This window comes from Enterococcus sp. ARL09-542, from assembly GCF_005234805.1.
In the GTDB taxonomy this organism is placed as follows: Bacteria; Bacillota; Bacilli; order Lactobacillales; family Enterococcaceae; genus Enterococcus_D; species Enterococcus_D gallinarum.
This window is the reverse complement of record NZ_QPQX01000015.1, coordinates 58594-66583: the sequence shown is the minus strand read 5'-3', so window position 1 is coordinate 66583 and position 7990 is coordinate 58594. Positions and strand designations below refer to the sequence as shown.

The 7990-nt window shown below is 37.6% G+C and carries 13 protein-coding genes; all 13 read right to left on the bottom strand.

From position 1 onward, the window contains the following. Positions 1 to 611: distal tail protein Dit (locus DVW06_RS14090; RefSeq protein WP_137264801.1), on the bottom strand; the 611-nt coding region annotated here is incomplete at its 3' end. Next, the gene (locus DVW06_RS14085) at positions 605 to 3349 is read right to left on the bottom strand and encodes a hypothetical protein (protein ID WP_137264800.1); all 2745 of its coding nucleotides are present in this window, start codon (positions 3347 to 3349) and stop codon (positions 605 to 607) included. The genes DVW06_RS14090 and DVW06_RS14085, both read right to left, overlap by 7 nt. After that, positions 3349 to 3735, bottom strand: coding sequence for a DUF5361 domain-containing protein (locus DVW06_RS14080; protein ID WP_137264799.1), 387 nt, complete (start codon positions 3733 to 3735; stop codon positions 3349 to 3351). Before DVW06_RS14080 ends, DVW06_RS14085 begins: the two co-directional genes overlap by 1 nt. 14 nt (positions 3736 to 3749) lie before the next feature. Then, entirely contained in the window at positions 3750 to 4010 is a 261-nt protein-coding gene (locus DVW06_RS14075) for a hypothetical protein (RefSeq protein WP_137264798.1), read from the bottom strand. 9 nt (positions 4011 to 4019) lie between these two features. Further along, complete coding sequence (locus DVW06_RS14070) at positions 4020 to 4403, bottom strand: fibronectin type III domain-containing protein (RefSeq protein ID WP_137264797.1); 384 nt, start codon at positions 4401 to 4403, stop codon at positions 4020 to 4022. Further along, positions 4360 to 4932 (bottom strand): phage tail tube protein, encoded by a 573-nt coding sequence (locus DVW06_RS14065; protein ID WP_137264796.1) that lies wholly within the window; start codon positions 4930 to 4932, stop codon positions 4360 to 4362. Before DVW06_RS14065 ends, DVW06_RS14070 begins: the two co-directional genes overlap by 44 nt. Before the next feature lie 13 nt (positions 4933 to 4945). Further along, positions 4946 to 5281, bottom strand: a complete 336-nt coding sequence (locus DVW06_RS14060) for a hypothetical protein (RefSeq protein ID WP_137264795.1) — start codon at positions 5279 to 5281, stop codon at positions 4946 to 4948. Continuing rightward, the gene (locus tag DVW06_RS14055) at positions 5282 to 5518 is read right to left on the bottom strand and encodes a hypothetical protein (protein ID WP_137264794.1); all 237 of its coding nucleotides are present in this window, start codon (positions 5516 to 5518) and stop codon (positions 5282 to 5284) included. Beyond that, a complete protein-coding gene (locus DVW06_RS14050) occupies positions 5511 to 5849 on the bottom strand; it encodes a hypothetical protein (protein WP_137264793.1) in 339 nt (112 codons plus the stop codon). Before DVW06_RS14050 ends, DVW06_RS14055 begins: the two co-directional genes overlap by 8 nt. Next, positions 5842 to 6234, bottom strand: a complete 393-nt coding sequence (locus tag DVW06_RS14045) for a phage Gp19/Gp15/Gp42 family protein (protein ID WP_137264792.1) — start codon at positions 6232 to 6234, stop codon at positions 5842 to 5844. The genes DVW06_RS14050 and DVW06_RS14045 overlap by 8 nt, the downstream gene beginning before the upstream one ends. A gap of 4 nt (positions 6235 to 6238) precedes the next feature. Further along, entirely contained in the window at positions 6239 to 6571 is a 333-nt protein-coding gene (locus DVW06_RS14040) for a hypothetical protein (protein WP_137264791.1), read from the bottom strand. Between the two features lies 1 nt (position 6572). Further along, a complete protein-coding gene (locus DVW06_RS14035; protein WP_137264790.1) occupies positions 6573 to 7469 on the bottom strand; it encodes a phage major capsid protein in 897 nt (298 codons plus the stop codon). A gap of 4 nt (positions 7470 to 7473) precedes the next feature. Next, positions 7474 to 7941, bottom strand: coding sequence for a capsid assembly scaffolding protein Gp46 family protein (locus DVW06_RS14030; protein WP_409540909.1), 468 nt, complete (start codon positions 7939 to 7941; stop codon positions 7474 to 7476). Positions 7942 to 7990: the final 49 nt, after the last annotated feature.

Genomic DNA, 7990 nt, shown 5'->3' with positions numbered 1-7990 from the left:
TTCCGTGCTGTACTGTTGCTATTTTGCATGATATAAAAGCCGTTGTATTTTACTTCACCTTTATCAGCAATAGTGTTCGTATTTGTGAAATCTGCCCCTAAAATATTATGTCCTTGGTAGGTTCCACTTGATTTAATTGTCCAAAGTTTGTAATATTTATCTTTCTTTCGAAATTCCGGATCTAAAACCTGGTTCTCTGCACTATCAATCGAGATATTAGAAAATATCCGAGGATTAACATCATAGGAAACGCCATCTGGTACAATCCAATTAATTGTACCTGTTCCAGCCCGCATGATGTCGTCAATTGCGGTATCCCCTTCTGGAATTGCATAGTATAATTTTTCGGGTTCGTCACTAAAAATCAGTGCCTTGGGATCTTTTTGAGCAAGTAATTCAGCCAGTAAATGTCTTTTTTTATTGACTTCACCGACCAATGCGAACCCCATCGGGATTGTTCTTCTACCGATCGTTCGATCAACATATTTTTCACCATCTGACCGCCCAACCTTTTGTGTTTGATAATCAATTTCAGGCAGCAAACCTCTATCAAGAGAGGTCACTATCATATATTTTGTAATATCATAGCCTGCATACGTAACTGTTACCACGCAATCCCCTCCTGACTTCGCTTCTGTCTACGTTGCATTTTTTGGATTTCTTCCCAGCTGAATTTAGCTACTGCCTTCCCAACTTTTTGATTATTCATTTCTATTGTTACTGGTATTTCAAATACAGTGCCAACCATAGAAGTGTCCCTTGAAATATCTGGTTCATAGGCATGGCTTGCTAATTGGTTAAGCATATTTCTACTTTGCATCCGATTTGTTTCTAGGTCTAAGTGTGCTGTAGGACTAAACCAGGTGCTGATTTCATCAGCCATACCGCTAACAGTACGTTGCACATTCTTAAAGTTCGACTGTAGACTTTTATCAAACCCACTCATAATTGCTTGTCCTGCTGGAATCAGTAACTTTTTATCATAACTGATCGGACCTTTATGCTCTTTGATCCAGTCAGCAATTCCACCAACAAAGTTTTTTACACCTTCCCATGATGATTTCAATCCACCTAAAAAACCATCCATGATTGCTCGTCCAGCGCCTGCCAAGCTAATATTTTTCAGGCCATCAAAAAATCCTTTTATTGCATTAATACCATTTCGAACAATATCCTTACCATAATTCATGAAATTGGAGAATGTATTTCGAATAAAACTACCAAAAGCAGATACTATTCCTCTTATACCAGATAGAACACCTGACCAGTCACCACGAATTGCTGACAAAACTACTTTTATAATATTTTTAGCTACTTGCATAACAGTATTTATTGTGTTGCTGATTTGGCTGAATACCAACTTAACAACAGCTAAAATATTATTTAATGTATTCGAAAATATTGATTTTACAAGGTTCAAGACTACTTGAGTAACAGTTTTTATCGATGATCCCCATTGATCCCAAAATGATTTTACATTGCTGAGAACAGTTGTTACTATGGTGCTTATTGCATTCAGCACTACTGAAATTAAAGACTGTAGTGAATTCCACAATGTGCTTGCTGTTGTAAAGAATCCTTGTTGATTCGCATTCCACCATTGCGAAAGTGTGTCCCATATCATCTTAATAAAATCTGCTATACCACTGATTATCGGTTGTAAAAAAGCAGTGACAGCAGTCCAAATTTCTATTACTTTTGTTCTAAACTGCTCGTTTGTTTGCCACAAATAAACAATTCCCGCAGCCAAAGCAGCAACAGCAGCTATAATGATTGTGACTGGTCCACCTATTGCTGTAACCAATGTAGAAAAGCCAACCTTCAGCAATGTTAAAGCACCTGCAGCTGATTTAATCATGCTAAAAGCAGTAACTAATCCTTTGATTGCTGTTCCAACCGTAGTAATCACAGGGATAATTGTCGACAATGTCTTAAACGTTGCAAACCCCACAGCCAGTGCTCCTAACAATTTGCCGAAATTCTGTACCACAGATTGATTCTGGCTGACCCAATCAATAATCCCTTGTAATGCTGGCACTACATAATTTAAGATTGCCTCTGTAATTGCTGAACTAACGGACCAAACTTTATCAACGAGAAAATCTAGAATCGGTAAAATGAACTGTTGAAACCCATCAAAAGCTCCAATCAGAACATCAATTGCTAAGGGTACTGCATATGATAAAACGCCAGAAATCGCAATTGCCCATCCACTAAACATCGCGGTGAGCTTTGTTAAGATTGGCTGTATGCCTTGAATAACCTTTTGAAATACTTTCTTTATATCCCCTACACGATCTTTTATTTGCAGTGACATATTTTGTAAATCAAAACTAATCCATTTGATCGCATCTTGTATCCACAATAAAACCCCTGATTTAGCTAGAGAACCTCCGTCCATTCCTTTCATAAGATTATTTATGAAGTCTTTACCGGCATTTAGAAAAAGTGGTGCAGCATTACTAAAAAATGTTGCAATAACACCAGGAAGAGCTTTAATGATATTTACAACCATCGGAACAAAATTCCCAAGTAAAAATGTCGATGTCGTCTCTGCTAAAGCTTTTAAAGATGGTTTTATATCTTGTCCTAGTGCTAACTTTCCTAAAACATTAGAAAATGCAGCCTTCATAGAGGCTAATGAACCACTAAAGATTTCCGCAGATTCTTTCGCGGTTGTGCCAGTGATATCTAATTCTTCTTGTACAGCATGTATTGCTTCGTACACATCACTCAAATTATTAATATCATACTTAACACCAGTTAATTTTTGAGCATCTGCTAACAAACGCTCCATTTCCGTTTTTGTACCACCATAACCTAACTTTAAGTTGTCTAGCATTGTATAGTTCTGTTTTGCAAATCCTTGATAGGCGTTTTGGATATCTCCCATGTTTGTACCCATTTTATTGGCATTATCAGACATATCAATCATCGCCATATTTGCAATATCAGCAGCTTTTTCAGTATCTCCGCCAACGGACTGTAACAAGCTGGCACTAAAGCTAGTAACATTTTCCATGTATGCATTAGCTGATAAACCAGATGACCTATACGCTTCATCAGCATATTTCTTAACTTTATCTGCACTACCTTTAAAAAGTGTCTCAATACCTCCTAGAGACTGCTGCAGATCTGCTCCTTCCGTGAGTGCTGCTGAAAAAGCTTTCCCAATTGCAGCTGTAGCAATTAATCCTTTAACAATTGATACAAATTTGCCTCCTAGCGCATTACCAGCACTTGCTCCAGCTGAAGTAGCTTCTGGATCCAATTGTTTTTGAATAGCTCCAGAAATGCCTTTTGCAGAAGGGACAATCTGCACATATGCTTGTCCTAACTCTGTAGCCATTACTTGTCACCTCCCATGATCCCTTTTAGAAGTTTTTCTCTTTCTTTCTCAAATTCCTTGCCAGAATCGAATACAATTTCGTTTTTCTTTATAGAAATATCTTTTGTTCTTGTTAGTGATTCCAGAATAGAATCGGGCTTATTTCTTCCGTTTTGTCCGTCTTTTGTTTTAAACCAAAGTAAATAACTTAATTTATCACTAATTCCAGCTAACAATAGTGTCGCTGTTGAAACTTCTTGCCCGCTTAGACGCATTTTGATTCTGGAATCCTCACTTAAACCACAAGAAAAGACAGCTACCTTCAATAGAGGTAACTGTCTGTAGTCGAAAATTTGATATGTCTCGGCTAGATCACAAATCAATGCATCTTCATCGATCTTGATCATTCTAGCAAGGGTTATTATTTTTTTAATTCGGCCTGCTTTTGTAGGATTTCTGTGATTTCTGCTTCCATCGATTCACTTGGAACGAATCCATCCTTTGTTCGCAAATGATCCTTTAATCTTTTTGTCTGTTCCTTACCTAACATCAAGTTTACAACTTTCCCCATTAAAAGAGGATTCTCTTCTAGTTCACCAAGTGTTTCTGCCAATTCATAATTGTTAAGACGTTCTTTAGAAATGTTGTATTCAAAACCCGATTCTGTTTTACCTGTAATCATTCTTTTCACCTATTCCTTCGTTAGAGTAATCGGTTCAGTCCATGCCGAACCAGTATAAGGCCCATCGTGTAGATAACGAGCTTTCTCAATATCTGTTGCTCCCACACCCTTTTCTCTATATGTCTGAACATAGAGATAAATCTTATCTCCAGCTGTCAACTCTGGTACATCTCCAGTCGCTAAAGTCCATGAGTCTGTTTCTGCATAACCCATATTGACCGCTTGCGCTGGGTCTGACTGATTAGCATTTCCATAGTGGATAATGTAGCTCTGACCTTCTTCGACAGCTTCCCAATTAAGAGTAATTGAGCCATTAGTTTCGAATTCCCCGGTTACATTCCGGGGCGCATTAGGGCGTACTTGGTTTATCTCCAGCTTTCTGGATATATTCATAGTGAGTATTTCCATCTTCATCCGGTACTGCAGTTAGAGTAGTTTCGTAGCCAATCGCATCTTCATCTGCATAAGAAATATCACCGATCTCAGACACTTTTCCAGAGGGAATAACAATTCGCTTCAAAATACCAGCTTTCAAGATCATATCAACAACAAGTACATGTTCTGCGAGCTCAGTTGAGTTAGCCGTTATTTTTATTCCCGTTTCTAAAGTGCCTTGTACATTCCCTTTTCCGTACACTTCTTTCAAGACTTCAACATTTAAAGCTTCAATCAGCGTATACGTAAAGGTATCTTCTTTTTCTGATTGTACAGTTGCTACTGTATCTCCGCCCCAAGCTTTAATATTTTCTGAGGAAGGCGAGTTAGCATTCTTTAGCCCGTCCTCAGAAATGTACCCTAAGCTTTTAAATTCTTCACTTAACTCTGTAATTGCCGAGGTTGGCAAAACAGTTCCTGCAGGCGCTGAATAAATTGCACCACCTATTTTAGGTTTTGCTGTTGAAACATTTTTTGCATCTGACATTGTTTAATACCTCCTAATAATGATTAATATCAAATACTGCTTGATATCTATATTCTTTTGTTGTAGTATCCGTAAAATTATAGTCACTGTTTAGGCGAACATCACTGATTTCATCAATCTCAATAAGCTGTTCTACAACCCTTTTGACTTCCTCATTCAATTTTGCTGCCTCATATAGTGACTTTGCATAGCTTTGAAATGCAAATGTAGCAGACATAAGATAGTTTCTTTTGCTACTTCCTGTTTTTTCAAAAATCACATAGCTTTCAGGCATCTCGCCTTGTTTCTCTAAAAAAGGCGGTACGGATAAATGCTCATCTAGAAATTGTTTAATCACAATCTCGATCATTTACCGCACCGCCTTTAAAAGAGTATTATTTTTCATATTATCCTTCTTAGCTTTGTATGAATCAGCATAAACCATTGCATTGGCACGTGACTTCCCCACATAAACATCCTGTCCATAACCCTCGCCAGCACGATTTTTGATTGCTGTCGCTTTTTCCGTCAAAACATTTTGCATTTCAGTAGATTTAAGCAATTGACCTACTCCAGAATAATTGAGCTTAAATTTATTTTTAGCCATAACGTTCCACCATCACTTTCTTATTCCAATCTAGTGGTATTAGAGATTCAATACCCTCAATAGGAAATCCAAATGTCCGCCATCGTTGGCCAAAGAATTTGACTTCTTTATTTTCCCAATCATTGGTATCACCTTTAGGAATTGCCAATGTGTACACTGCTTTTTTACCGGTCAGCGTCAATTGATTCACAATATCATCAGATGATGTAGGACTTACTAAGACATTTTCAATCTCAATTTCTTGATCTTCATAGATGGGATTGCTGAAGGGATCGATTCCTGTTTTTACCTTATCGATCAAAATGATTGTTATTCCTTTGATCTTAGCCATAGAAATCAATCACTCCATATCGTTGCCTCCGTAATCCTAAACGACTCAATTCACTGTTTTTGATAAACAATCCGCCACCAGGAACTAGATAGGAACCTGACCAGGAATAACCCAATGCACTTTCTGTTGTTTGAATCATTGGCTCCTGATCAGTTGACGTCATAAGTGTTCGTGCAACAATGTCAACTGTCACGGACTTCACTACATTAGTGAAATAAGGAGGCTTTTCATTGATCATCTTGTCTAAGTCTTTACCCACTCGTCCGGCTTCTTCACGTAGCGAATCAGAAACAATGATAAGTAGTTGCTTGGCACGTTCGATTTCATCAGCTTTTAATACACGCCATAGATTTTTTAAATCCTCAATCGTTGCAAAAGGCTGCATCTGATCACTTCCCTTGCGTCATCATCAAATCATACAATTCTTTCTTTTTAGAACTGGGATTATACTTGATACCAAATGCATCTAATTCCTGCATTATTTGCTTTTTAGTAATACCTTCTAAACCAGCAACTTGTTCATCTTCTTTTTCATCGACTTGTTCATTCTCTTCAGCAGCAGACGCTTCATTTTTAAGTGTGAGAATTTCAGTTGATTCATTATTTGGTGATTTTGTTTCTTCATCCATATTAATTTTGTCATCTACTAATACCCAATCTCCACCAGAAACAACACAAGGGCTACTGAAAGTAACCCCTGTTTTTGTATTTTTGTATTGCATTTTATTCACCCCCACCGCTTGCTGGTTTAATTACACGAGCAAAGCTATTACCATCCATAATCCCCCAACCTAAATAGGTTTCAGAACGTAGATAAACTTGATTGTAGTTTTTCAAATCTTTTCCGCTGCCATCAGGGTCACCATATTTGATGACTTCTAGCGGAATCTCTTTTGCATATCCCCATTGGAACATTGAGGCAAAGTCACCAATAATTACTAAATCATCTTTACCGTTTGATACAGTTCGATTAATATCAGTAGGAATTCCACGCACAGCTCCTGGGTTTGCTCCCCAAGCTAAATCTGGAAATTGTTTAACGCCATTCACTTTATAAGCCGCTAAAGCAGCAGAAAATTGCGGATCCATCGCCATACCAGAAATAACGCCCTCTGATCCTTGAATTAAAGAAGCCGCGGCCTCAATATTTGCATCTGGGTCAGCAATAGTAAACTCTACTGTTTGAGTTACTTTGCTATCAAAGTTATTTTCTCCAATAACTGTAGATGCTGCACCAGAACGAGGATTGATTCCGTGGAACGCCATTAAATCTAGCCCACGTGCTAATTTACGAGCATATCCATCATTGAACGCTTTGACAATATCAATTTTTTCTTCATCTGAAGCATAAATAAATTCATCAGAAATTCTAGCTCCATATTCAACTTTAATTGGTACAATTGTCACTGGCGCAAGTGAAATACCCCCGTGGCTTTTTTGACCATTTTCTGCAACAATATCGATTTCAGAATCCATAGTGAAAGTGAATTCTTTCTGTCCATTAAACGGAATTGGTTTTTGTTGAGATAGCGTGACTAATGAGCTTTTTCCTTTTACTTTATTGATTAAGTCTGATACTAATTCTGGATCAAATAAACTTCCTTTTGATAATGTTGTCATGTTATTACTCTCCTTCTAAATTAAGATTCTCTATTAGATTTTTATAAGCACCATCTTTGCCACCTTCTAATGGCTTTTCTGTATTCTTTAGAGGCGGTGGAGTTTGTTGCTTAGTGCCAATAAAACCAGCTAAACGCTCTGCATCAGCTTTGATACTTTCTTCGTCAGTCCCTACTAAACGATCTGCTAAATCAATTGGTAGCCCATTTTGCAATGCAATTTTCGTTCGTAAGTTTGCTGTTTCATAATCAGCAATTTTTGCATTTAGATTAGCCACAATTTGCTCATGAGACTTTGTAGCAGCATTTGTTTCTTCGAGTGTTGATTTCAAAGTACCGATTTCATTTTCTAACTCTGCATTGCGTGTTTTGATTGCATCATAATCAGAAAACTTCTCTTTTTCACGATTCAATCGCTCCTGGATAATACGGTCCAGTTCCTCTTGTGTTTCAATTTTTTTAAATGTCATGATAAAAACCCTTTCTCCTGCTTGCCCGGCAGTTCGGTAATTTTGTGTATTA